The 22,539-nt window shown below is 61.9% G+C and carries 24 protein-coding genes and 1 pseudogene; 12 read left to right on the top strand and 13 right to left on the bottom strand.

Translation table 11 applies throughout. The annotated features are described in order from the left end of the window. Window positions 1-24: 24 nt before the first annotated feature. From EXN22_RS00790 to dadA, 5 genes are all read right to left on the bottom strand, one after another. Entirely contained in the window at window positions 25-429 is a 405-nt protein-coding gene (locus EXN22_RS00790) for a c-type cytochrome (protein ID WP_130266740.1), read from the bottom strand. Between the two features lie 157 nt (window positions 430-586). Further along, entirely contained in the window at window positions 587-1,135 is a 549-nt protein-coding gene (locus EXN22_RS00795) for a cupin domain-containing protein (RefSeq protein ID WP_010225839.1), read from the bottom strand. 108 nt (window positions 1,136-1,243) lie between these two features. After that, the gene (gene alr / locus EXN22_RS00800; RefSeq protein WP_130262012.1) at window positions 1,244-2,317 is read right to left on the bottom strand and encodes an alanine racemase; all 1,074 of its coding nucleotides are present in this window, start codon (window positions 2,315-2,317) and stop codon (window positions 1,244-1,246) included. A gap of 96 nt (window positions 2,318-2,413) precedes the next feature. Next, window positions 2,414-2,767, bottom strand: coding sequence for a RidA family protein (locus EXN22_RS00805; RefSeq protein ID WP_130262013.1), 354 nt, complete (start codon window positions 2,765-2,767; stop codon window positions 2,414-2,416). After that, window positions 2,739-4,040: a D-amino acid dehydrogenase gene (gene dadA / locus EXN22_RS00810; RefSeq protein WP_045199621.1), complete on the bottom strand. Its 1,302-nt coding sequence runs from the start codon at window positions 4,038-4,040 to the stop codon at window positions 2,739-2,741. Before dadA ends, EXN22_RS00805 begins: the two co-directional genes overlap by 29 nt. Before the next feature lie 156 nt (window positions 4,041-4,196). On the opposite strand from dadA, the gene dadR reads away from it, so the two are divergent. Then, window positions 4,197-4,685, top strand: a complete 489-nt coding sequence (gene dadR, locus EXN22_RS00815) for a transcriptional regulator DadR (RefSeq protein ID WP_008366790.1) — start codon at window positions 4,197-4,199, stop codon at window positions 4,683-4,685. Between the two features lie 3 nt (window positions 4,686-4,688). Here the strand turns inward: dadR and EXN22_RS00820 are convergent, their stop codons facing one another. Further along, on the bottom strand, window positions 4,689-5,042 hold the full coding sequence (locus tag EXN22_RS00820) for a YkgJ family cysteine cluster protein (RefSeq protein WP_130262014.1): 354 nt from the start codon (window positions 5,040-5,042) through the stop codon (window positions 4,689-4,691). 114 nt (window positions 5,043-5,156) lie between these two features. On the opposite strand from EXN22_RS00820, the gene EXN22_RS00825 reads away from it, so the two are divergent. Next, complete coding sequence (locus tag EXN22_RS00825; protein WP_130262015.1) at window positions 5,157-6,449, top strand: NAD(P)/FAD-dependent oxidoreductase; 1,293 nt, start codon at window positions 5,157-5,159, stop codon at window positions 6,447-6,449. Here the strand turns inward: EXN22_RS00825 and EXN22_RS00830 are convergent. After that, window positions 6,446-6,676 carry a DUF1127 domain-containing protein gene (locus EXN22_RS00830; protein WP_130262016.1) on the bottom strand — a complete coding sequence of 77 codons (231 nt, stop codon included), beginning with the start codon at window positions 6,674-6,676 and terminating at the stop codon, window positions 6,446-6,448. The two genes, EXN22_RS00825 and EXN22_RS00830, sit on opposite strands and share 4 nt — an antisense overlap. Window positions 6,677-6,854: 178 nt before the next feature. On the opposite strand from EXN22_RS00830, the gene EXN22_RS00835 reads away from it, so the two are divergent. Then, window positions 6,855-8,285 carry an aminotransferase-like domain-containing protein gene (locus EXN22_RS00835; RefSeq protein WP_130262017.1) on the top strand — a complete coding sequence of 477 codons (1,431 nt, stop codon included), beginning with the start codon at window positions 6,855-6,857 and terminating at the stop codon, window positions 8,283-8,285. 60 nt (window positions 8,286-8,345) lie between these two features. Then, window positions 8,346-9,902: a phospholipase D family protein gene (locus EXN22_RS00840; RefSeq protein ID WP_130262018.1), complete on the top strand. Its 1,557-nt coding sequence runs from the start codon at window positions 8,346-8,348 to the stop codon at window positions 9,900-9,902. On the opposite strand, the gene EXN22_RS00845 is transcribed toward EXN22_RS00840, so the two are convergent. Together EXN22_RS00845 and EXN22_RS00850 are read right to left on the bottom strand one after the other, a co-directional pair. Next, entirely contained in the window at window positions 9,899-11,038 is a 1,140-nt protein-coding gene (locus tag EXN22_RS00845) for an MFS transporter (protein ID WP_130262019.1), read from the bottom strand. The two genes, EXN22_RS00840 and EXN22_RS00845, sit on opposite strands and share 4 nt — an antisense overlap. 88 nt (window positions 11,039-11,126) lie before the next feature. After that, complete coding sequence (locus EXN22_RS00850; protein ID WP_130262020.1) at window positions 11,127-12,620, bottom strand: aldehyde dehydrogenase; 1,494 nt, start codon at window positions 12,618-12,620, stop codon at window positions 11,127-11,129. Between the two features lie 199 nt (window positions 12,621-12,819). Between EXN22_RS00850 and EXN22_RS00855 the strand changes: the two genes are divergently transcribed. Next, window positions 12,820-13,179, top strand: coding sequence for a cupin domain-containing protein (locus EXN22_RS00855; protein WP_130262021.1), 360 nt, complete (start codon window positions 12,820-12,822; stop codon window positions 13,177-13,179). An 83-nt stretch (window positions 13,180-13,262) separates the two neighbouring features. Further along, window positions 13,263-13,466 (top strand): I78 family peptidase inhibitor, encoded by a 204-nt coding sequence (locus tag EXN22_RS00860; protein ID WP_130262022.1) that lies wholly within the window; start codon window positions 13,263-13,265, stop codon window positions 13,464-13,466. Between the two features lie 67 nt (window positions 13,467-13,533). On the opposite strand, the gene rpmG is transcribed toward EXN22_RS00860, so the two are convergent. Then, window positions 13,534-13,689: a 50S ribosomal protein L33 gene (gene rpmG / locus EXN22_RS00865; RefSeq protein ID WP_010225867.1), complete on the bottom strand. Its 156-nt coding sequence runs from the start codon at window positions 13,687-13,689 to the stop codon at window positions 13,534-13,536. An 11-nt stretch (window positions 13,690-13,700) separates the two neighbouring features. Next, window positions 13,701-13,937: a 50S ribosomal protein L28 gene (gene rpmB / locus EXN22_RS00870; RefSeq protein ID WP_010225868.1), complete on the bottom strand. Its 237-nt coding sequence runs from the start codon at window positions 13,935-13,937 to the stop codon at window positions 13,701-13,703. Between the two features lie 362 nt (window positions 13,938-14,299). Here rpmB and EXN22_RS00875 point away from each other — a divergent pair, with 362 nt between their 5' ends. After that, window positions 14,300-15,889 carry an ABC transporter substrate-binding protein gene (locus EXN22_RS00875; protein ID WP_130262023.1) on the top strand — a complete coding sequence of 530 codons (1,590 nt, stop codon included), beginning with the start codon at window positions 14,300-14,302 and terminating at the stop codon, window positions 15,887-15,889. Window positions 15,890-15,956: 67 nt separating this feature from the next. Here the strand turns inward: EXN22_RS00875 and radC are convergent, their stop codons facing one another. Beyond that, a complete protein-coding gene (radC, locus tag EXN22_RS00880) occupies window positions 15,957-16,631 on the bottom strand; it encodes a RadC family protein (RefSeq protein WP_130262024.1) in 675 nt (224 codons plus the stop codon). Window positions 16,632-16,766: 135 nt separating this feature from the next. On the opposite strand from radC, the gene coaBC reads away from it, so the two are divergent. The 4 genes and pseudogenes from coaBC to argB all read left to right on the top strand — a co-directional run bounded on the left by coaBC (window position 16,767) and on the right by argB (window position 20,885). Further along, window positions 16,767-17,975, top strand: a complete 1,209-nt coding sequence (coaBC, locus tag EXN22_RS00885; protein WP_130262025.1) for a bifunctional phosphopantothenoylcysteine decarboxylase/phosphopantothenate--cysteine ligase CoaBC — start codon at window positions 16,767-16,769, stop codon at window positions 17,973-17,975. Window positions 17,976-17,981: 6 nt separating this feature from the next. After that, window positions 17,982-18,437: a dUTP diphosphatase gene (gene dut / locus EXN22_RS00890; RefSeq protein ID WP_130262026.1), complete on the top strand. Its 456-nt coding sequence runs from the start codon at window positions 17,982-17,984 to the stop codon at window positions 18,435-18,437. A 136-nt stretch (window positions 18,438-18,573) separates the two neighbouring features. Further along, window positions 18,574-19,950: pseudogene (locus EXN22_RS00895) on the top strand (phosphomannomutase/phosphoglucomutase); the annotation flags it as partial. Between the two features lie 29 nt (window positions 19,951-19,979). Then, on the top strand, window positions 19,980-20,885 hold the full coding sequence (argB, locus tag EXN22_RS00900) for an acetylglutamate kinase (protein ID WP_130262028.1): 906 nt from the start codon (window positions 19,980-19,982) through the stop codon (window positions 20,883-20,885). A 97-nt stretch (window positions 20,886-20,982) separates the two neighbouring features. Here the strand turns inward: argB and pyrE are convergent, their stop codons facing one another. Beyond that, window positions 20,983-21,624, bottom strand: coding sequence for an orotate phosphoribosyltransferase (gene pyrE / locus EXN22_RS00905; protein WP_130262029.1), 642 nt, complete (start codon window positions 21,622-21,624; stop codon window positions 20,983-20,985). Between the two features lie 80 nt (window positions 21,625-21,704). Between pyrE and EXN22_RS00910 the strand changes: the two genes are divergently transcribed. Continuing rightward, complete coding sequence (locus EXN22_RS00910; protein ID WP_010225880.1) at window positions 21,705-22,484, top strand: exodeoxyribonuclease III; 780 nt, start codon at window positions 21,705-21,707, stop codon at window positions 22,482-22,484. The last annotated feature ends 55 nt before the right edge of the window (window positions 22,485-22,539 follow it).

Here is a 22,539-nt window from a genome sequence, read left to right on the forward strand (position 1 = left end):
GGCTTTGTTGAGCAAGCGCTGGGCTTACAGGCCAGACATCTTCTTGATGGCGCCCATCAGGTCGTCATCCGAGCAGTCGGCGCAGGTGCCTTTTGGCGGCATGGCGTTGATACCGGTAATGGCCTTGGCGAGGATGCCGTCCAGACCACCCTGGTGGTCGGAGCGCTCTTTCCAGGCGGCGGTATCGCCGATTTTTGGCGCGCCGAGCAAGCCAGTGCTATGGCAAGCATTGCAGTGCTTGGCGATGATTTCGTCCGGGGTCTTGGCTCCGCCACCGCCAGCAGATGCTGCGACTTCCATACCCTTGCATTCCTGCCCCTGTACACACACCTGGCCGACCGGTTCCAGTCGCTTGGCGATGTCGTCGTTGGTCACAGCTTGTGCGCTGACTGCCCAAAGGGCCAATACGGCAGCTGGTACGGCCAGCATTTTCTTGATTAGATTCACGCGTACACCCTCATGGTGGCTAGTCACGCCCGCGGCCACGGTTTCGCAGGCGGCGCAAGTATAACGGGAACCCTGCCTCACCGAAACAACCCTAGTGTCCAAAGGGTCTTAGCCGCGACAATCCGCCGCGCAATGGCCGCTAGAAGTTGGCCGGCGTCGCCGCACTGATCAGCCTGGCCGGCTCATCGTAAGGATTGCGGAAACGGTGCGGCTTGGTACTTTCAAAATAGTAGCTGTCGCCCGCTTCGAGGATGAAAGTTTCCAGACCCACCACCAGTTCCAGGCGGCCTTCAAGGAGGATGCCGGTCTCTTCGCCATCATGGGTGAGCATTTCTTCACCCGTATCGGCACCCGGCGGATAGACTTCGTTGAGAAAGGCGATAGCCCGGCTCGGATGCGCCTTGCCGACCAGCTTCATGGTCACCGCACCGTCCGAAATGTCGATCAGCTCGTGGGCTTTATAGACGATCTGAGTGGGGTTTTCCGGTTGCAGCTCCTCGGAAAAGAACTCGACCATGGACATCGGAATGCCGCTCAGCACCTTGCGCAGCGAGCTGATGGAAGGGCTGACGCTGTTCTTCTCGATCATCGAGATGGTGCTGTTGGTGACGCCCGCACGTTTGGCGAGTTCACGCTGTGACAGGCCCTTGAGCTTGCGAATGGCTTGCAGTCGTTCACCGACGTCCAATGCTTGCGCCCTCCTAAACGAACGAGTGGGGTCGAAATTGAACGGTATCATCGCAACAGCGTTCAGTATTTACAACACTTCGACCCGCAGCCTGTCCGCTTTGGCGCCTTAATCGCCGCTGTAGTCCAGCGGTACGCGCTTGAGGTTGCAGAAAATCTGGTAAGGAATGTTGCCAGCATGCATGGCCACTTCGCTGGCCAGCACGTTTTTGCCCCACAACTCCACTGGGCTGCCCAGGCCCGCTTCCGGCACGTCGGTAAGGTCAATGCAGAGCATGTCCATCGACACCCGGCCGATCAGCTGGGTACGTTTACCGGCCACCAGCACCGGCGTGCCGTTTGGTGCCTGGCGTGGGTAGCCATCGGCGTACCCCATGGCTACCACGCCGACCCGGGTCGGTCGCGGGCTGATGAACTTGGCGCCATAACCCACAGGCTCGCCGGTCGGCAGCTCACGCACGCTGATCACCCGCGATTGCACGGTCATCACCGGCTGCAGGCGCGCAGCTTCGGCCTGAGGCACCTCGAAGGGCGTGGCGCCGTAGAGCATCAGGCCCGGGCGCACCCAGTCGCTGGGCATGTTCGGCCAACCGAGCACGGCGGGCGAGTTGCGCAGGCTGACCTCGGCGCTCAGGCCCTGGCGTGCAGCCTGGAACACCGCCAGCTGTTCATTGCTGGCATCGCTGTCGAGTTCGTCGGCACGGGCAAAGTGGCTCATCAAGACGATACGCGCGACCTTGCCGCTGGCCAGCAGGCGCTGGTACGCGGCCTGGTAATCCTTGGCGTGCAAGCCAACCCGGTGCATGCCCGAATCGAGCTTGAGCCACACGGTAATCGGCTTGCTCAGGTGCGCCTGCTCGATGGCTTCCAGCTGCCACAGCGAATGCACCACGCACCACAGGTCATGCTGGGCGATCAGTTGCAGTTCACTGGCTTCGAAAAAGCCTTCGAGCAGCAATACTGGCGGCTTGATCCCGGCGGCGCGCAGCTCCAGCGCTTCTTCGATGCAAGCTACGGCAAAACCATCGGCTTGCTGCTCAAGCGCCAAGGCGCAACGCACCGCACCATGACCATAGGCATCGGCCTTGATCACGGCCAGGGCTTTGGCGCCGGTCAGCTCGCGGGCAAGTTGATAGTTGTGACGCAGGGCTTGAAGATCGATCAGGGCACGGGCAGGACGCATGACGGCAGCCTTCTGGGCAGTCTGGTTAGAAGTAAAAAGCCCGGCGCCCGCAGGCGGCTGGTCGGCCGCCAACGGCACCGGGTGAGGGATCGGGTGTTACGGCAGTGCAGCGACCACCGACAGCTCGACGAGGATTTCCGGTTCGCACAGCTTGGCTTGGACGGTGGCGCGGGCCGGCGCGACACCCTTGGGCAGCCACTTGTCCCACACCGCGTTCATGCCCTGAAAGTGCGCGTCGATGTCCTTGAGGTAGATGGTCACCGACAACAGGCGGCTCTTGTCGGTGCCCGCCAGGTCCAGCAGGCGCTCGATGTTGCCCAGGGTTTCACGGGTCTGCTGCTCAATCCCGGCATTCATGTCGTCACCCACCTGGCCCGCGAGGTAGACGGTGCCGTTATGGGTGACGATCTGGCTCATGCGCTCATTGGTGAGCTGGCGCTGGACTGACATGCTTGGCAGGCTCCTGGTGTTTTCCGTAGCGAGAGATATCGAGGCCTTCGGCACTGATTTGCGGCTTCTTGCGCGCGATCAGGTCGGCCAACAGGCGACCGGAACCGCAGGCCATGGTCCAGCCCAGGGTGCCGTGACCGGTGTTGAGGAACAGGTTGCGGAACGGTGTGGCACCGACGATCGGCGTACCGTCCGGAGTGGTCGGGCGCAGGCCGGTCCAGAAACTGGCCTGGCTCAGGTCGCCGCCACGAGGATAAAGGTCATTGACGATCATCTCCAGGGTTTCGCGTCGACGCGGATTCAGCGACAGGTCAAAACCGGCGATCTCAGCCATGCCGCCAACACGGATGCGGTTGTCGAAACGGGTGATCGCCACCTTGTAGGTTTCGTCGAGAATGGTCGAAGTCGGCGCCATGGCCGGGTCGGTGATCGGCACGGTGAGCGAGTAGCCTTTGAGCGGGTAGACCGGGGCTTTGATGCCCAGCGGCTTGAGCAACTGCGGCGAGTAGCTGCCCAGGGCCAGCACGTAGCGGTCGGCGGTTTCCAGCTTGCCGTCGATCCAGACACCATTGATCCGATCACCGGCGTAGTCCAGGCGCTGAATGTCCTGGCCAAAGCGGAACTCGACACCCAGCTTGATCGCCATTTCCGCCAGGCGGGTGGTGAACAGCTGGCAGTCGCCGGTCTGATCGTTAGGCAGGCGCAGGGCACCGGCGAGGATATCGGTGACGTTGGCCAGGGCCGGTTCGACGCGAGCAATGCCTTCGCGATCGAGCACCTCGTAGGGCACACCGGACTGCTCGAGGACGGCGATGTCCTTGGCGGCATTGTCCAGTTGCGCCTGGGTGCGGAACAGTTGCGTCGTACCGAGGGTGCGGCCTTCGTAGGCAATGCCGGTTTCGGCGCGCAGCTCGTCGAGGCAGTCACGGCTGTACTCGGACAGGCGTACCATGCGCTCCTTGTTCACCGCATAACGATTGGCGGTGCAGTTGCGCAGCATTTGCGCCATCCACAGGTACTGGTCGATGTCGGCGGTGGCCTTGATGGCCAGCGGTGCGTGGCGCTCGAGCAGCCACTTGATGGCCTTGAGCGGCACACCCGGGGCAGCCCAGGGCGAAGCATAACCAGGCGAGACCTGGCCGGCGTTGGCAAAGCTGGTCTCCATGGCGACTGCCGGTTGACGGTCGACCACGACGACTTCAAACCCTTGCCGTGCCAGATAGTAGGCACTGGCGGTTCCGATCACACCGCTACCAAGCACCAGAACTCGCATGTTTATTACCCTCGACGCAGCGTACCGCTGACATTTGTTGTTAATGGCGTAGATGCGCGCAGTATAGGAAGGTATGACCAGTGCTTTTCACTGTATAAAAGCCTATATTTGGCGAGAATTCTCGGCAAGGTTGGCTTTTACGGAGGGGCATCCACTATGAGAACCCAGCACCAAAGCAAACGTGAACTGGACAAGATCGACCGCAATATCCTGCGCATTCTGCAGGCAGATGGGCGTATCTCGTTCACTGAACTGGGCGAAAAGGTCGGCCTGTCGACCACCCCCTGCACCGAACGGGTCCGGCGCCTGGAGCGCGAAGGGATCATCATGGGCTACAACGCCCGGCTCAATCCGCAGCACTTGAAGGGCAGCCTGCTGGTGTTCGTCGAAATCAGCCTGGACTACAAGTCGGGCGACACCTTCGAGGAGTTCCGACGTGCCGTGCTGAAATTGCCCCATGTACTGGAATGCCACCTGGTGTCCGGCGACTTCGATTACCTGGTCAAGGCGCGGATTTCCGAGATGGCGTCCTACCGCAAGCTGCTGGGTGACATCCTGCTCAAGCTGCCGCATGTGCGCGAGTCGAAGAGCTACATCGTCATGGAAGAGGTGAAGGAAAGCCTCAACCTGCCGATTCCGGACTGAGACTCAGACCAGCACCTGCCGGGTGCTGGCGATGTACTGGTGGACGAGCTTCTCGGCCTGCGGATCGATCATCTGGGCCGGGGCGCGGCCATTGGGGCATGGCAGCTTCGGCGTGGTGCCAAACAGGCGGCATATCAGCGGCCGCTCTTCGTACACCGTGCAGCCGTTGGGCCCCAGGTGCACACAGTTGAGCTCTGCCAGTGCGGCTTCCTGCTCAGCGGCGCTCTTGCGCGGCAGGCGGGCCATTTCTTCCGACGAGGTGGTTACCGGCCCGCAGCAATCGTGACAGCCGGGCACGCACTCAAAGGACGGGATCTGCTCACGCAGGAAGCGGATCTTGTGGCTGTTGCAACTCATGGCGGCCTGCGGCAAAGAAGTGGGGCGCACTATTTTGCCCTATGGTTGCCCAGCCCTGAAAGCGCAGCTTATCCTGCGTAAAATTTTCCACACACTCAGAACCAGGACAATGCCATGCACGCCGGCGTTCCGCACACTGCTTCCTACTACGCTGCAAGCAGCGCCCCACAGGTGGATCATCCATCGCTGCAGGGCGAGCTGAGCTGTGATGTCTGCGTGGTAGGCGGCGGCTTCTCTGGGTTGAACACGGCGATCGAGCTGGCCGAGCGCGGCCTCAACGTGGTGCTGCTGGAGGCACACAAGATTGGCTGGGGCGCCAGCGGGCGCAATGGTGGCCAGCTGATTCGCGGGGTCGGCCATGGCCTTGAGCAATTCACTCCGATTCTGGGCAGCGACGGCGTACGCGAACTCAAGCTGATGGGCCTGGAAGCAGTGGACATTGTCCGCGAGCGCATCGAGCGCCATGCCATCGACTGCGACCTGACCTGGGGCTACTGCGACCTGGCCAACAAGCCCCGCGACCTGCAGGGTTTTGCCGAAGACGCCGAAGAGCTGCGCAGCCTGGGCTATCGCCATGAACTGCGCCTGGTACAGCCGGAGCAGATGCACAGCGTGGTGGGTTCGGACCGCTACGTCGGCGGCTTGATCGACATGGGTTCGGGGCACCTGCATCCGCTCAATCTCGCCCTGGGCGAAGCGCTGGTGGCCAGCAAACTGGGGGTGCGCCTGTTCGAGCAGTCAGCAGTGACCCGCATCGACTATGGCCCGCAGGTACGCGTGCAGACGGCGCAAGGATCGGTGCTGGCCAGCACCCTGGTACTGGGCTGCAACGCCTACCTCAATGACCTGAATACCGAACTCGGTGGCAAAGTACTGCCCGCCGGCAGCTACATCATCGCCACCGAGCCCCTGAGCGAGGCCCGGGCCAGCCAGTTGCTGCCGCAGAACATGGCCGTGTGCGACCAGCGCGTGGCCCTGGACTACTATCGCCTGTCTGCTGATCGCCGGTTATTGTTCGGCGGCGCCTGCCACTACTCCGGGCGTGATCCTCAAGACATCGCGGCCTACATGCGGCCGAAGATGCTCAAGGTGTTCCCGCAGCTTGCCGACGTGCGCATCGATTACCAGTGGGGCGGGATGATCGGCATCGGTGCCAACCGCCTGCCGCAGATCGGCCGCCTGCCCGGCCAGCCCAACGTGTACTTCGCCCAGGCCTATTCTGGCCACGGCCTCAATGCCACTCACCTGGCCGGCAGGTTGCTCGGCGAAGCCATCAGCGGCCAACACAGCGGGCGTTTCGACCTGTTCGCCAAGGTGCCGCACATCACCTTCCCGGGCGGCCAGCACCTGCGCTCGCCGTTGCTGGCCCTGGGCATGCTCTGGCACCGACTCAAAGAACTGGTCTAGGACCGCCAGAAGGGTTTAAGCCCCTCTTCGCATGCCTGCGCGCGGGTCAGCCCAACGTCGCGCAACTGTTCGGCGTCCAGTTCAAGCAGCGCCCTGCGGGTATGCCAGCGGTGCAACATCAGGCCCCAGCGACTGAGGCCAGCCGGTGCGCTGAACAGCCGGGCACGCTGCTCGCGGCTCAATTCTTCGGCGTACAGTTTCAGGCGTACATCGCTCATGCCGCTCATTGCTCGTTACCTCCAGGTTGTGTGAACCGTGGAGCAAGCATGCGCGCGCGGGCAAAACCATTACAGATTCAAAGGCCAGCTATTATTCCCATACAGAATTGGCATATTTCCTACTGAATGCAGTAATTTTACCTAATCTGTATTGGTCGTTTGCTGCAACCGTTTTTCGGAGTATGCCATGACGCTGTACATCAACCTGGCCGAGCTGCTCGGCGCTCGTATCGAACAAGGCTTGTACCGCCCCGGTGACCGCCTGCCCTCGGTGCGCGCCCTGAGTGTCGAGCACGGCGTCAGCCTGAGCACTGTGCAGCAGGCCTACCGCTTGCTCGAAGACAACGGCCTGGCCGCGCCACGGCCAAAGTCCGGGTACTTCGTACCCCACAGCCGTAGCCTGCCTGCCCTGCCGGAAGTCAGCCGTCCGGCCCAACGCCCGGTGGATATTTCCCAATGGGAGCAAGTGATCGAGCTGATCCGCAGCGTCCCCAGCAAGGATGTGGTGCAACTGGGCCGCGGCATGCCCGATATCAACAGCCCGACCCTCAAGCCACTGCTGCGCAGCCTGGCGCAACTGAGCAGACGCCAGGACATGCCCGGCCTGTACTACGACACCATTTCCGGCACCCAGGCCCTGCGCGAACAAATCGCCCGGCTGATGCTCGACTCCGGCTGCACCGTCAGCCCCAGCGAACTGGTCGTGACCACCGGCTGCCACGAGGCGCTGTCGACCAGCATCCGCGCCGTGTGCCAGCCAGGCGATATCGTCGCGGTGGAATCACCGAGCTTTCATGGTGCCATGCAGACCCTCAAGGGCCTGGGCATGAAGGCGCTGGAAATCCCCACCGATCCGCTCACCGGGATCAGCCTCGAAGCCCTGGAGCTGGCCCTGGAGCAATGGCCGATCAAGCTCATCCAGATCACCCCGAGCTGCAACAACCCGCTCGGCTACATCATGCCCGAGGCGCGCAAGAAGGCTTTGCTGACCCTGGCGCAACGCTTCGACGTGGCGATCCTCGAAGACGATGTCTATGGCGATCTTGCCTACACCTACCCCAGACCGCGAACCATCAAGTCGTTCGACGAGGATGGCCGGGTACTGCTCTGCAGTTCCTTCTCCAAGACCCTGGCTCCAGGCCTGCGGATCGGCTGGGTCGCTCCCGGGCGCTATCTGGAGCGGGTCCTGCACATGAAGTACATCAGCACCGGCTGCACCGCCACCCAGCCACAATTGGCCATCGCCGACTTCATCGAGGGCGGTCATTACCAGCCGCACCTGCGGCGCATGCGCAGCCAGTATCAGCGCGGACGCGACCAGATGAGCGATTGGGTGACCCGCTATTTTCCACCAGGCACTCGCGCCAGCCGGCCTCAGGGTGGCTTCATGCTGTGGGTCGAACTGCCGGAAAGTTTCGACACGTTGCGCCTGAACCGGGCTTTACTTGGGCAAGGGGTGCAGATTGCCATTGGCAGTATTTTCTCGGCCTCGGGCAAGTACCGTAACTGCCTGCGGATGAACTTCGCCGCGCGCCCCAGCGCCGAGATCGAAGCGGCAGTGCGCAAGGTCGGCGAGGCCGCCATTCGTCTACTGGCCGAGGAACACAGCGACAGGTAACGTTGCCCCGCCGTTCATGGCCCCTATCCATACGCCTCAGTTGTAACAGGACGAATTCTGTTGAAAAGCCAGCGGGTGCTGCCACTTCTGCTGTCGCTACTGCTCGGCCTGGGCGGCTGTGCCAGTGTCAGCCAGCCACGGGAAATCAGCCAGGCCCTGCCGGCCAGCGATTCGGCCTTCGGTCGCTCGGTACAGCGCCAGGCCTCGGTCTACGACGGGCGCTCCGGGTTTCGCCTGCTGCCCAATAGCAACGAAGCCTTTCGCGCCCGCGCCGAACTGATCCGCAACGCTCAGTCGAGCATCGACCTGCAGTACTACATCGTCCACGACGGCCTCAGTACCCGCGTCTTGGTGCATGAACTGCTGCAAGCGGCCGACCGCGGCGTGCGCGTGCGTATTCTGCTCGATGACACCACCAGCGATGGCTTGGACGAACTGATGGGCATCCTGGCGGCCCATCGCAATATCCAGATTCGCGTCTTCAACCCCTTGCACCTGGGCCGCAGCACCGGCATGACCCGCGCCATGGGCCGCCTGTTCAACCTGTCGTTGCAGCATCGGCGCATGCACAACAAGCTATGGCTGGTGGACAACAGCATGGCCATCGTCGGCGGACGCAACCTGGGCGATGAGTATTTCGATGCCGAGCCCAACCTGAACTTCACCGACATCGACCTGCTTGGGGTCGGCCCGGTCGCCGAACAGTTGGGGCACAGTTTCGACCAGTACTGGAACAGTGCGCTGAGCAAGCCGATCGGCGATTTTCTGTTTACCCAGCCCGACGCCAACGACCTGCGCAACAGCCGCCAGCGCCTGGAGTCGTCACTGGCCCAGGCGCGGATCAAGCGCAAGGCTCTGTACGATCGGCTGATGGCCTATCAAACCCGGCCACGCCTGGATGTCTGGCGCAACGAGTTGATCTGGGCCCATAACCAGGCGCTCTGGGACGCGCCGAGCAAAGTCCTGGCCCGCGATGAACCCGATCCGCGCTTGCTGATGACCCAACAGCTGGCCCCGGACTTGAATAACGTCCAGCACGAACTGATCCTGGTCTCGGCCTACTTCGTGCCCGGCGAGTCCGGCCTGCTGTACCTGACCAGCCATGCCGACAAGGGCGTATCGGTGAAGTTGCTGACCAATTCCCTGGAAGCCACCGATGTACCGGCCGTGCACGGCGGCTACGCGCCCTATCGCAAGGCACTGCTGGAACACGGCGTGCATTTGTATGAGCTGCGCCGCCAGCCCGGCGATCGCAGCTCCCGGCGCGGCTTGGGCTTTCACGGTAGCTCCGACTCCAGCCTGCACAGCAAGGCGATTGTCTTCGATCGCAAGAAGACCTTCATCGGCTCGTTCAATTTCGACCCGCGCTCGGTGCTGTGGAACACCGAAGTTGGCGTACTGGTCGACAGCCCGGAGCTGGCCGAATACACCCGCGAGCTGGCGGCCCAGGGCATGGCCCCGGCCCTCAGCTATCAGCCGCAACTGATCGATGGCCAGTTGGTGTGGATCACCGAAGACAACCACCACCTGCACACCCTGACCACCGAGCCCGGCGGTTTGTGGCGGCGCTTCAACGCCTGGGTCAGCAAGGCGGTGGGCCTGGAAAAGATGCTCTAGACCGGCGCCGGCTCGAACGCATTGGGCCGCCGCGCGAGCAACACCAGGCCGAAAGCGCCGATCGCCATGAACAAGGGCAGCGCGTGCCCGCTCAGCCACTGGCTGCCCGCCCCTGCCGCCAGCGGCCCGATCAGGCAACCAATGCCCCACAGTTGCGCAACATGGGCATTGGCGCGCACCAGGGCATCGTCGCGGTAGCGCTCGCCAATCAGCACCAGCGACAAGGTGAACAGGCCCCCGGCGCTGGCTCCGAACAGCACCCACAACGGCCAGATCAGCGGCGTTTGCAGCAGCAGCGGAATCGCCAGGCTCGACGCCAGCAGGGTCAAGGCACAGCCACTGAACAAGGTGCGCCGCGACATGCGGTCGGCCAGCGCGCCAATCGGCAATTGCAACAGCGCATCACCAACCACCACGGCACTGACCATGAACAGGGAGATTTCCGTGGTGAAGCCCTGCTGCAGGCAGTAGACCGGCAGCAAGGTCAGAATCATTGCCTCGAACGCGGCAAACAGGGCAATGGCCCAGGCGATCACCGGCAAGCGCCGGCAGAAGCCGAACAAGTCGGTGAAGGTCACGCTGCAGGCGTCAGCACTGGGCGCGCCGTCGCGGCCGAGCAATAGCAGTGGCGCGGCAATCAACAAACCGGCTCCGATCCAGAATCCCAGGTCGTCTTCCGAACCCACCACACCGAGCAACAGCGGCCCGGCCAGTTGGCTCAAGGCATAACTGCTGCCGTACAGCGCCACCAGACGCCCGCGCCACTGCTCGACCACCAGTTGGTTGATCCAGCTTTCGCCAAGGATGAAGACGATGGTCAGGATCACCCCGATCAACAAGCGCAGGGCCAGCCATAACGGGTAGCTGGGCAGCAGCGCCAGCAGGCCGATGGAAAACGCCCCCGCCCACAGGCACAGGCGCATCAGCCCCGGTGTACCAAAGCGCGCGGCCAGACGGCTGGACAGGCTGGCGCCGATCAATACGCCAATAGCCGGCATCGCCGCCATTACACCAATGGCAAAGCTGCCATAACCCCAGCCCTCCAGGCGCAACGACACCAGTGGCATGCTGACGCCCAGGGCCAGGCCGACACTGAGCACGGCCGCCAGCACGGCGAAATAGGTTCCCCAACGCACGCTTTTTCCTCCAGAAACAATCGCGGGACAAGCCCGCTCCCACACTACTGTGGGAGCGGGCTTGTCCCGCGATAAGGGCACCCAGGCCTTACAGCTTGATCCAGGTCGCTTTCAGCTCGGTGTACTTGTCCAGCGCATGCAGCGACTTGTCACGGCCGTTGCCCGACTGCTTGAAGCCACCGAACGGCGCGGTCATGTCGCCGCCATCATACTGGTTGACCCACACGCTACCGGCACGCAAGGCCTTGGCGGTCAGGTGTGCCTTGGAGATGTCGGCGGTCCAGACACCGGCAGCCAGGCCGTACGGCGTGTCATTGGCGATGTTGATCGCTTCTTCGGTGGAGTCGAAGGTGATGACCGACAGTACCGGGCCGAAAATTTCTTCCTGAGCGATCTTCATGGCATTGGTCACGCCGTCGAAGATGGTCGGCTCAACGTAAGTGCCGCCGGTCTCCTCGAGGATCCGCTTGCCACCCACCAACAGCTTGGCGCCATCGCTGTGGCCGGCTTCGATGTAGGACAGCACGGTGTTCATCTGCTGGGTGTCGACCAGCGCACCCACGGTGGTGGCAGGATCGAGCGGATTGCCCGGCTTCCAGGCTTTGAGTGCTTCGAGCACCAGCGGCAGGAATTTGTCCTTGATCGAACGCTCGACCAGCAGGCGCGAACCTGCGGTGCAGACCTCGCCCTGGTTGAAGGCGATGGCGCTGGCGGCTGCTTCGGCGGCGGCGTTGAGATCCGGGGCGTCAGCAAAGACGATGTTCGGGCTCTTGCCGCCGGCTTCCAGCCAGACACGCTTCATGTTCGACTCGCCGGCGTAGATCATCAGTTGCTTGGCGATCTTGGTCGAACCGGTGAACACCAGGGTATCGACGTCCATGTGCAGGGCCAGGGCCTTGCCGACGGTGTGGCCATAACCTGGCAGCACGTTCAGCACGCCAGCCGGAATGCCGGCTTCGATGGCCAGCTGGGCGATTCGGATGGCGGTCAGCGGCGATTTTTCCGAAGGCTTGAGTACCACCGAGTTACCGGTCGCCAGGGCCGGGCCGAGTTTCCAGCAGGCCATCAGCAACGGGAAGTTCCAGGGCACGATGGCGGCAACCACACCCACCGGTTCGCGGGTCACCAGGCCCAGTTGGTTGTGAGGGGTGGCAGCGACCTCGTCGTAGATCTTGTCGATCGCTTCACCGTTCCAGCTCAGGGCCTGGGCGGCACCTGGCACGTCGATGTTCAGCGAGTCGCTGATCGGCTTGCCCATGTCCAAGGTTTCCAGCAGCGCCAGCTCCTCGACGTTCTGCTTGAGCAGGCCGGCGAAACGGATCATGGTGGCTTTACGCTTGGCCGGGGCCAGGCGCGACCAGACGCCGGAGGCGAAGGTGGCGCGGGCGTTTTCCACAGCGCGCTTGGCATCGGCCTCGTCGCAGCTGGCGATCTGCGCCAGGAGGCGTCCGTCGACCGGGCTGAGGCACTCGAACGTCGCGCCGGAGACGGCAGCGGTGTATTCACCATTGATGAAGGCACGGCCTTCGATCTTCAGTTGCTGGGCACGCTGGTCCCAATCCGCACGAGTCAGGGTGGTCATACGAAACTCCTCCTCTTGTTAAGGTGCAGGGCCGCACGAGAGTTTGACGGCACTGTCGAAAATTCTGGCTGGGCGACACAGGCGCACAGGCACCTGTCACCCTAAACCACCGGCACCCTAATTTTCAATATATTTGACAGAATCACAACAAACACCTACTGATGTTCATTTTATTAAACAACAAAAAGGGGACCCGACCATGAACATTACCCAGATCATCGACTTCGCCCAGGTGCTGACCGAAGCGGAACGCTATCGCCCCGCCGCAGAAAAGGTACTCAAGGGCGATCCCGAACAGGCGGTTTACAACCATTACTCCAGCCCATGCTCGCAGTTTCATGCGGGCGTCTGGGAAGGTGCCGTCGGGCAATGGACCGTCAATTACACCGAACATGAGTACTGCGAGATCGTTCAAGGCGTCTCGGTGCTGCGTGATGAAAAAGGCGGTGCGAAAACCCTGCGCGCTGGCGACCGCTTCGTCATTCCAGCGGGATTCAAGGGCACCTGGGAAGTGCTGGAGCCGTGCCGCAAGATCTATGTGATGTTTGAGCAGCAATAAATAGCTACCACTTGGACGGGGCTGATCCAACCGAGCATGGCGCTGCCCAACCGGGCATTCAATCAATCGAAGGAAGCAACGCCATGACTAACGAAGAAGTTCTGCAACAGATCAATCACCTGGTCGGCACCCACTATGTGCCTAGCGCCAAGGCCTACATCAGTGAGCTGACTGGCCGCGCTCGCGTGGTCGGTGCCGGTGAATTTTCCACCCGCGAATACGATCCAAGCCGTATCCATGTCATCGCCAACGATAACGGCATCATCCAGTCGTTCCATTTCAGCTGATTACATGGCGACATAAAAAAGGGCCCGTATCCTGAGATACGGGCCCTTTTTTCGTCAGCCGGATCAATTACTTGATCTTGGCTTCCTTGTAGATCACGTGCTTGCGAACAACCGGATCGAATTTTTTGATTTCGATTTTGTCCGGAGTGGTGCGCTTGTTCTTGTCGGTGGTGTAGAAGTGGCCGGTATTAGCGGTCGACACCAGACGGATCAATTCACGCATGATTCTCTCCCTTAGACCTTAGCGCCGTTACGGCGAATGTCGACCAGAACGGCATCGATGCCGCGCTTGTCGATGATGCGCATGCCTTTGGCAGAGACGCGCAGACGCACGAAACGCTTCTCGGACTCGACCCAGAAGCGATGATGCTGCAGGTTCGGCAGGAAACGACGACGGGTTTTGTTATTCGCGTGGGAAATGTTATTCCCGGTTACCGGACCCTTACCGGTAACTTGACAGACTCTCGACATGCCTCAGCCCTCTAAAACCACATGCCCAACCCGGCATGGGTTGGCCGCTTAATCTCTCAGTCTTTGGCGCCAGGCGCCGTGTTTCTTCAGGGTCTTATCGACTCGATCAGCAAATGCGACAAGCCGAGCCCCTAGAAAAGAGCGCTGCTTTATACCAGAAAGACCAGAGCACAACAACAGAAGATGTGCTTTGACATGCTGTTCGATACGCCGGAGCAGCATAACCACTGGCCCGGCAAGCTGTCGACCGCTCGTCGCCAGGCTGCTAAAAAAGGAGATGGTCATTTGCCTCCCGGCACACTAGGGTAGGACTTTTCCAGACTGCACTGGCAGATGGGCCACCGATCAGCCAAGGAATCCCCATGCGTGCTGCCGTTTTACCCCTGTTGTTCGCCACCCTGCTCGGCCCGGCTTTCGCCCAGGCGGCTGCGCTGAGCGTGTGCACAGAAGCCAGCCCCGAAGGTTTCGATGTGGTCCAGTACAACTCACTGACCACCACCAATGCCTCGGCCGACGTGCTGATGAACCGCCTGGTCGAGTTCGACGCGCGCCAGGGCCAGGTGGTGCCGGGCCTGGCCGAAAGCTGGACGGTGTCGCCGGACGGCCTGATCTACCAGTTCAAGTTGCGCACGGGGGTTAAATTCCACAGCACCGGCTACTTCAAGCCCACTCGCACCCTGGACGCCGACGACGTGCTGTTCAGCTTCCAGCGCATGCTCTACCCCGCGCACTCCTGGCACAAAATCGCCCAGAGTGGCTACCCGCACGCCCAATCGCTGCAGCTGCCCAGCCTGATCAAGCAGATCGATGCGCTGGACCCGCTGACCGTGCGCTTTACCCTCGACCACCCCGACGCCACCTTCCTGGCCACCCTGAGCATGGGCTTTGCCTCGATATACTCCGCCGAGTATGCCGACCAGCTGCTCAAGGCCGGCACCCCGGAAAAACTCAACAGCCAGCCGATCGGTACCGGGCCGTTTGTGTTCAGTCGTTTCCAGAAAGACGCGGTGATCCGCTACCGAGCCAACCCGGACTACTTTGCCGGCAAGCCGGGTGTCGATCCGTTGATCTTCGCCATCACTCCCGATGCCAACGTGCGCCTGCAGAAACTCAAGCGCAACGAATGCCAGATCGCCCTGTCGCCCAAGCCCCTGGACATCGCCGCCGCGAGTGAAGATTCGGCTCTGAAGGTAGAAAAGACTGAAGCCTTCATGACTGCATTCGTCGCTATTAATAGCCTGCATGCACCGCTGGACAAGCCTGAGATTCGTCAGGCCATCAACCTGGCATTCGACAAGGCCAGCTACCTCAAAGCGGTGTTTGAAGATACCGCTGTGGCGGCCAACGGCCCTTACCCGCCCAACACCTGGAGCTACGCCAAGGACCTGCCCGGCTACCCGACCGACCTCGATAAAGCCCGGGCGCTGCTGGCCAAGGCCGGCCTCAAAGACGGCTTTAACACCACAATCTGGACCCGCCCGCAAGGCAGCCTGCTCAACCCCAACCCCAGCCTCGGTGCGCAATTGCTGCAGGCCGACCTGGGCAAGATCGGCATCAAGGCCGAGATCCGCGTGATCGAATGGGGCGAGCTGATTCGCCGGGCCAAGGCTGGCGAGCATGACCTGCTGTTCATGGGCTGGGCCGGCGACAACGGCGACCCGGACAACTTCCTCAGCCCGCAGTTTTCCTGCGCGGCGGTCAAGTCCGGGACCAACTTCGCCCGCTACTGCGATCAGCGTCTGGACCAGTTGATCAGCGCCGGCAAGACCACCACCGACCAGAGCGTGCGCAGCCGCCTGTACCAGCAGGCCCAGACGCTGATCCAGCAACAGGCCTTGTGGCTGCCCCTGGCCCACCCGACTGCCGCCGTGTTGACGCGCAAGGATGTCGAGGGTTATCAGGTCAGCCCGTTCGGTCGCCAGGACTTTGCCGGGGTCCGCACCTCGCGCTAGTGTCCTGTCTCAGAAGTACGTTCTCTTTTGACGTCAAAAGTGAACAGCCTATTTCTGAGACAGGACACTAGAGCCAGCCGTGCTCGGCCATCGACAGCGGTTCGCCATCACCGATGACGAAATGGTCGAGTACGCGCACTTCGATCATGTCCAGCGCCTTGGTCAGGCGCCGGGTCAGCGAAAGGTCTGCATCGCTGGGCTCGCTCACCCCCGAGGGATGATTGTGGCAGAGGATCAACGCCGCAGCGTTGTGTACCAAGGCACGCTTGATGACCTGCCGCGGATAGACACTGGTGCTGTTGATCGAGCCCTGAAACAGCGCCTCGAACGCCAGCACCCGGTGCTTGCTGTCGAGGAACAGGCAGCCAAATACTTCGTGCGGTTCGTGGCGCAGACGAGCCTTGAGGTAGTCCTTGACCGCCTGCGGGCTCTGCAAGGCTGAATCACGCCGCAGACGTTCAGCCAGGTGGCGCCGGGACATTTCCAGTACAGCCTGCAACTGGGCGAACTTGGCCGGCCCCAGCCCAAGCTCACCATTGAAGCTGCGGCTGTCAGCCTCAAGCAAGCCACGCAGGCCACCGAAGCGCCCGAGCAAATGCCTGGCCAGGTCGACCGCGCTACACCCACGCACGCCGGTGCGCAAAAAGATCGCCAACAGCTCGGCATCCGAAAGGCTACCCGCCCCGCGTTGCAGCAGTTTTTCTCGCGGCCGCTCGGCCGCAGGCCAATCCCTGATACTCATGACAATTCCCTCCGTCTTTCGGTTACTGCTCCTGTGTTTGAGCCCTGTGCTACATTAGCCGCTCATTTTTACGCGGCGAACCGGCCTGGGGAGGCGTCGTCGCCGCGTGTAATCACTGAGCAAAAAGGCAAGCCTATGCAGCGGCTGTATCGGAAGCGCATCGTTCTCGGCGTCGGCGGCGGCATTGCCGCCTACAAGAGTGCCGAGCTGGTTCGCCGACTCCTGGAACACGGCGCCCAAGTGCGCGTCGTCATGACCCGCGGCGGGGCTGAGTTCATCACCCCGCTGACCATGCAGGCCCTGTCCGGGCACCCGGTGCACATGGACCTATTGGACCCTGCTGCCGAAGCGGCGATGGGCCATATCGAGCTGGCCAAGTGGGCCGACCTGGTGCTGATCGCCCCAGCCACCGCCGACCTGCTCGCGCGCCTGGCCCAAGGTGTAGCCGACGACCTGCTGACCACCCTGGTGCTGGCCACCGACGCCACCGTGGCCGTGGCCCCGGCGATGAACCAGGCGATGTGGCGCGACCCGGCCACCCAGGCCAACCTTGAGCTGTTGCAAAGCCGCGACATTCAGGTGTTCGGCCCGGCCTCCGGCAGCCAGGCCTGTGGCGACGTGGGCCTGGGCCGCATGCTCGAAGCCACTGACCTGGCCTGGTGCGCCGCCGAGACCTTCAAGCGCGAGTCGCTGACCGGCAAGCACGTGCTGATTACTGCCGGCCCGACCCAGGAAAACATCGACCCGGTGCGCTACATCACCAACCACAGCTCCGGGAAAATGGGCTTTGCCCTCGCTGAAGCGGCGGTGGAAGCCGGCGCCAAGGTAACCCTGGTCACTGGCCCGGTGAGCCTGCCAACGCCCGATCGCGTTACCCGCATCGACGTGGTGAGCGCTCGCGACATGCTCGCTGCCTGTGAAGCCGCCATCCCTTGCGATGTATTTATCGCCTCGGCTGCGGTCGCAGACTACCGTCCAGAGGTTGTCGCCCCGCAAAAACTCAAGAAAGACCCTACGACAGGTGATGGCCTGCTGCTGCAGATGGTCCGCAACCCGGACATTCTTGCCAGCATCGCCACTCGTCCTGATCGCCCGTTCAGCGTCGGCTTTGCCGCCGAGACCGAACACCTGCTCGATTACGCCGCGCGCAAGCTCAAGGACAAGAACCTCGACCTGATTGTCGCCAACGATGTGGCCAACCCCAGCATCGGCTTCAATAGCGAAGAGAACGCCTGCAGCGTCATCGACCGTAAACTTCACGCAACTGTTTTCGCCCAGACCAGCAAGGGCAAGATCGCCCGCCAACTGGTAGCTTTCATCGCCGAACGTCTCAACCAGGTTTAATTTCGCATGCACGCTCTACAAGCCAAGATTCTCGATCCACGCATCGGTAGCGACTTTCCGCTGCCACAGTACGCCACCCCCGGCTCGGCCGGCCTCGACCTGCGCGCCATGCTCAAGGAGGACACCGTCCTCGAGCCAGGCCAGACCCTGCTGATCCCTACCGGCCTGTCGGTTTACATCGGTGATCCGGGCTTGGCCGCGCTGATCCTGCCGCGCTCGGGCCTGGGCCACAAACACGGTATCGTCCTTGGCAACCTGGTCGGCTTGATCGACTCCGACTATCAGGGCGAACTGATGGTCTCCTGTTGGAACCGTGGCCAGACGCCATTCACCATCGCCATTGGCGAGCGCATCGCACAGCTGGTGCTGGTGCCGGTGGTGCAGGCGCATTTCGACATCGTCGAAGCCTTCGATGAAAGCCAGCGTGGCGCTGGCGGCTTTGGTCATTCCGGCAGCCATTGATCCATCGGTTGCCCAGCGTGAGCCAAGGATGGCGAACTCTCTGGCGAAATGGCCGTCAAAGCGTTCAGTTTGAGCCTGCCCTGCACGCCCTCTAAATTGGAGCTCCCCAGAGATGAACGACATGGCACACCCGGTACCCGCACTGCCTGCCAGTATCTTCCGCGCCTACGATATTCGTGGTGTGGTCGGTGACACCCTGACCGCCGAAACCGCTTACTGGATCGGTCGCGCCATCGGCGCGCAAACTCTCGCCCAGGGCGAACCGAACATCTCGGTCGGCCGTGACGGCCGCCTGTCCGGGCCGCTGCTGGTCGAGCAACTGATCAAGGGCCTGGTCGAAGCCGGCTGCAAGGTCAGTGATGTCGGCCTGGTGCCGACTCCGGCCCTGTACTACGCCGCCAATGTTCTGGCCGGCAAGTCTGGGGTCATGCTCACCGGTAGCCACAACCCGCCGAACTACAACGGTTTCAAGATTGTCATCGCCGGCGACACCCTGGCCAATGAGCAGATCCAGGCGCTGTTGACCCGCCTGCGGAACAACGACCTGAGCCGTGGCGAAGGCAGCGTCGAGAAGGTCGAAATCCTCGAGCGCTACTTCAAGCAGATCACCGGTGATATCAAGCTGGCGAAAAAACTCAAAGTGGTCGTCGACTGCGGCAACGGCGCGGCTGGCGTCATTGCCCCGCAACTGATCGAAGCCCTGGGCTGCGAGATGATCCCGCTGTTCTGCGAGGTCGACGGCAACTTCCCCAACCACCACCCGGACCCGGGCAAGCCCGAGAACCTGGTCGACCTGATCGCCAAGGTCAAGCAAACCGGCGCCGACCTGGGCCTGGCCTTCGACGGCGATGGCGACCGCGTCGGCGTGGTCACCAACACCGGCAGCATCGTCTATCCCGACCGCCTGCTGATGCTGTTTGCCCAGGATGTCCTGGCGCGCAACCCCGGGGCCGAGATCATCTTCGACGTCAAATGCACCCGTCGCTTGACCCCACTGATCGAGCAATACGGCGGTCGCGCGCTAATGTGGAAGACGGGTCATTCGTTGATCAAGAAGAAGATGAAACAGACCGGCGCCCTGCTTGCTGGCGAGATGAGCGGTCACATCTTCATCAAGGAACGCTGGTACGGTTTTGACGACGGGATATACAGCGCTGCGCGCCTGCTGGAGATCCTCAGCAAGGCCAAAACCGATGCCGAGCAGCTGTTTGCCGCGTTCCCGAACGATATTTCCACGCCGGAAATCAATATTGATGTGACCGACGAGGGTAAATTCAGCATCATTGATGCACTGCAACGCGATGCCGACTGGGGCAACGACGCCAACCTGACCACCATTGACGGTGTGCGGGTCGACTACCCCGATGGCTGGGGCCTGGTTCGCGCCTCCAACACCACGCCGGTGCTGGTACTGCGCTTCGAGGCCGACAACGACGCCGAACTGCAGCGTATCAAAGCGGTATTTCGCGCCCAGCTGAAGCGCGTTGTCCCTGACCTGCAACCCACGTTCTGACCGACTATCTGTTCCAACTGGAGCCCTGCATGACCCTTGATCGCGATGCCGCCACCCATGTCGCCCAGGTTTTGTCCGAAGCGCTGCCTTATATTCGCCGTTTTGTCGGCAAGACCCTGGTGATCAAATACGGCGGCAACGCGATGGAGAGCGAAGAGCTCAAAACCGGTTTTGCCCGCGATGTAGTGCTGATGAAAGCCGTCGGCATCAACCCGGTGGTCGTACACGGTGGCGGCCCGCAGATCGGTGATCTGCTCAAGCGCCTGTCGATCGAGAGCCGCTTCGTCGACGGCATGCGCGTCACCGATGCGCAAACCATGGACGTGGTCGAGATGGTCCTCGGCGGCCAGGTCAACAAGGACATCGTCAACCTGATCAACCGCCATGGCGGCAGCGCCATCGGCCTGACCGGCAAGGACGCTGAGCTGATTCGTGCGAAAAAGCTCACCGTGACCCGCCAGACCCCGGAGATGACCACCCCGGAAATCATCGACATCGGCCACGTTGGCGAAGTGGTCGGGGTGAACACCGACCTGCTCAACATGCTGGTCAAAGGCGACTTCATCCCGGTGATCGCGCCAATCGGCGTCGGTGCCAACGGCGAGTCGTACAACATCAACGCTGACCTGGTAGCAGGCAAGGTGGCTGAAGCACTGAAGGCTGAAAAGCTGATGCTGCTGACCAACATCGCCGGCCTGATGGACAAGCAAGGCACCGTGCTCACCGGCCTGACCACCGAGCAGGTCAACGAACTGATCGCCGATGGCACCATCTACGGCGGCATGCTGCCGAAGATTCGCTGCGCACTGGAAGCCGTGCAAGGCGGGGTCAACAGCTCGCACATCATCGATGGCCGGGTGCCGAATGCGGTGCTGCTGGAGATCTTCACCGACAGCGGTGTGGGCACCCTGATCACCAACAGCAAGCAGTGTTGAACCTTTCGCGGGGCAAGCCCGCTCCCACACTGTGGGTGCGGGCTTGCCCCGCGATCAGGCACAAAAAAGGCGACCCCAGGGTCGCCTTTTTTTTGCCTCAGATCCCGTACTGCGCCCGGTAGGCCTCGACAGCCGGCAAGTGCTGCTTGAGTGCCGGGTCATCGGCGAGGAACTCCAGCACCTGGTTCAGCGAGACGATGCTCACCACCGGAATGCCGAAGTCACGCTCAACCTCCTGGATGGCCGACAGCTCGCCGTTGCCGCGCTCCTGGCGGTTCAGCGCGATCAGTACGCCGGCAGCCTTGGCTTGCTGGCCCTGGATGATCTGCATGACTTCGCGGATCGCCGTGCCAGCAGTGATCACGTCGTCGATGATCAGAACGTCGCCGGTCAGCGCTGCGCCGACCAGGCTGCCGCCTTCACCGTGGGCCTTGGCCTCTTTGCGGTTGAAGCACCACGGCAGGTCGAGGTCATGGTGTTCGGCCAGGGCCACGGCAGTGGCCGCCGCCAGGGGGATACCCTTGTAGGCCGGGCCGAACAGCACGTCGAAGGAGATCTTGCTGTCGACGATCGCCGCAGCATAGAAACGCCCGAGCTGAGCCAGGGCCGAACCGCTGTTGAACAGGCCGGCATTGAAAAAGTACGGGCTGGTGCGCCCGGACTTGAGGGTGAATTCACCGAAGCGCAGAACCCCGCGGTCGATGGCAAAACGAATGAAGTCGCGCTGATACGGCTGCATGAGGAGTCCCGGATACCACGGATTTAGCTAATTGAGTACAGCTCGGGTATCATACACGCACGAGATTTTTGGGGCCATTTATGCGGATCATCAGTGTGAACGTTAATGGCATTCAGGCAGCAGTCGAGCGTGGTTTGCTCAGCTGGCTACAAGCCCAGAATGCTGACGTCATCTGCCTTCAGGATACCCGCGCCTCGGCCTTTGAACTCGACGACCCAGCTTTCCAGCTCGATGGCTACTTCCTTTATGCCTGCGACGCAGAAGTTCCCGCCCAAGGCGGCGTGGCACTTTATTCGCGATTGCAGCCCAAGGCAGTCATCAGCGGCCTGGGCTTCGAGACAGCCGATCGCTACGGACGTTACCTGCAGGCCGATTTCGACAAGGTAAGTATTGCAACACTGTTGCTACCTTCGGGAATGAACGGCGATGAAGACTTGAACCAGAAGTTCAAGTTGATGGACGACTTCGCCAAGTACCTGGACAAGCAACGGCGCAAGCGTCGTGAATACATCTATTGCGGCTCGCTGTATGTGGCGCAGCAGAAGCTCGACGTCAAGAACTGGCGCGATGGCCAGCAGTCTCCAGGCTTCCTGGCGCCGGAACGCGCCTGGATGGACGAGATTGTCGGCAACATGGGTTATGTCGATGCCCTGCGCGAAGTCAGCCGTGAAGGCGACCAGTACAGCTGGTGGCCGGATAACGAACAGGCCGAGATGCTCAACCTGGGCTGGCGTTTCGATTACCAGTTGCTGACCCCGGGCCTGCGCCGCTTTGTGCGTAGCGCACGCCTGCCCCGCCAGCCGCGCTTCTCCCAACACGCGCCGTTGATCGTGGACTACGACTGGACACTGACGATCTGATTCGCTCAGCCACAAAAAAGCCGACGTCATCGTCGGCTTTTTTGTGGCTGTCACT

It is taken from the genome of Pseudomonas tructae, from assembly GCF_004214895.1.
Taxonomy (GTDB): Bacteria; Pseudomonadota; Gammaproteobacteria; order Pseudomonadales; family Pseudomonadaceae; genus Aquipseudomonas; species Aquipseudomonas tructae.

Coding starts and splice junctions, on each gene's coding strand:
- EXN22_RS00790 (WP_130266740.1), bottom strand. CDS start 429: ATGCTGGCCGTACCAGCTGCCGTATTGGCCCTTTGGGCAGTCAGCGCA.
- alr (WP_130262012.1), bottom strand. CDS start 2,317: ATGCGTCCTGCCCGTGCCCTGATCGATCTTCAAGCCCTGCGTCACAAC.
- EXN22_RS00805 (WP_130262013.1), bottom strand. CDS start 2,767: ATGTCAGTCCAGCGCCAGCTCACCAATGAGCGCATGAGCCAGATCGTC.
- dadA (WP_045199621.1), bottom strand. CDS start 4,040: ATGCGAGTTCTGGTGCTTGGTAGCGGTGTGATCGGAACCGCCAGTGCC.
- dadR (WP_008366790.1), top strand. CDS start 4,197: ATGAGAACCCAGCACCAAAGCAAACGTGAACTGGACAAGATCGACCGC.
- EXN22_RS00820 (WP_130262014.1), bottom strand. CDS start 5,042: ATGAGTTGCAACAGCCACAAGATCCGCTTCCTGCGTGAGCAGATCCCG.
- EXN22_RS00825 (WP_130262015.1), top strand. CDS start 5,157: ATGCACGCCGGCGTTCCGCACACTGCTTCCTACTACGCTGCAAGCAGC.
- EXN22_RS00830 (WP_130262016.1), bottom strand. CDS start 6,676: ATGAGCGGCATGAGCGATGTACGCCTGAAACTGTACGCCGAAGAATTG.
- EXN22_RS00835 (WP_130262017.1), top strand. CDS start 6,855: ATGACGCTGTACATCAACCTGGCCGAGCTGCTCGGCGCTCGTATCGAA.
- EXN22_RS00850 (WP_130262020.1), bottom strand. CDS start 12,620: ATGACCACCCTGACTCGTGCGGATTGGGACCAGCGTGCCCAGCAACTG.
- EXN22_RS00855 (WP_130262021.1), top strand. CDS start 12,820: ATGAACATTACCCAGATCATCGACTTCGCCCAGGTGCTGACCGAAGCG.
- EXN22_RS00860 (WP_130262022.1), top strand. CDS start 13,263: ATGACTAACGAAGAAGTTCTGCAACAGATCAATCACCTGGTCGGCACC.
- rpmG (WP_010225867.1), bottom strand. CDS start 13,689: ATGCGTGAATTGATCCGTCTGGTGTCGACCGCTAATACCGGCCACTTC.
- rpmB (WP_010225868.1), bottom strand. CDS start 13,937: ATGTCGAGAGTCTGTCAAGTTACCGGTAAGGGTCCGGTAACCGGGAAT.
- EXN22_RS00875 (WP_130262023.1), top strand. CDS start 14,300: ATGCGTGCTGCCGTTTTACCCCTGTTGTTCGCCACCCTGCTCGGCCCG.
- radC (WP_130262024.1), bottom strand. CDS start 16,631: ATGAGTATCAGGGATTGGCCTGCGGCCGAGCGGCCGCGAGAAAAACTG.
- coaBC (WP_130262025.1), top strand. CDS start 16,767: ATGCAGCGGCTGTATCGGAAGCGCATCGTTCTCGGCGTCGGCGGCGGC.
- dut (WP_130262026.1), top strand. CDS start 17,982: ATGCACGCTCTACAAGCCAAGATTCTCGATCCACGCATCGGTAGCGAC.
- argB (WP_130262028.1), top strand. CDS start 19,980: ATGACCCTTGATCGCGATGCCGCCACCCATGTCGCCCAGGTTTTGTCC.
- pyrE (WP_130262029.1), bottom strand. CDS start 21,624: ATGCAGCCGTATCAGCGCGACTTCATTCGTTTTGCCATCGACCGCGGG.
- EXN22_RS00910 (WP_010225880.1), top strand. CDS start 21,705: ATGCGGATCATCAGTGTGAACGTTAATGGCATTCAGGCAGCAGTCGAG.